Raw genomic sequence first — 425 nt, 5'->3', positions numbered from 1 at the left:
ACCATCAAGAGCTACGTCGACCGGATGTATGATCTGGCGCGTTATTACATGCGAGCTCCCTCGGAGCTTTCGCGTGATGAGTTACAAGCCTACCTGTATCATCTGGCATATGAGCGCAATCTCTCAGCCAGCACTTGCAATGTGGCGATCAACGCACTGCGTTTGTATTACCAACTCATCGAAGGGATCCCTCGCGATCAATTGATGCTGACATTGCCGCGCCCTCGCAGTGGCTGGCTCTTGCCCGAGGTGCTAAGCACGCAAGAGGTGGAGCGCCTAATTGCGAATGCACCCCAGCCGCACCATCGAACCTTTCTGATGTTGGTTTACGGCACTGGAATGCGCCTGGCGGAAGCGACGAACCTGCGTGCCCGTCACATTGACAGCGACCGAATGCAGATCCGGGTTGAAGCGGGCAAAGGCAA

Annotated in this window: 1 protein-coding gene; it reads left to right on the top strand. The window is 55.8% G+C overall.

The window, feature by feature from the left end; genetic code table 11:
* On the top strand, window positions 1–425 hold a 425-nt coding region (locus tag QEH52_RS20225), incomplete at both ends, for a tyrosine-type recombinase/integrase (RefSeq protein ID WP_308952771.1).

It is taken from the genome of Thalassobacterium maritimum (assembly GCF_031127805.1).
Taxonomy (GTDB): Bacteria; Verrucomicrobiota; Verrucomicrobiia; order Opitutales; family Coraliomargaritaceae; genus Thalassobacterium; species Thalassobacterium maritimum.
This window is presented reverse-complemented; position numbering and strand designations above follow the sequence as displayed.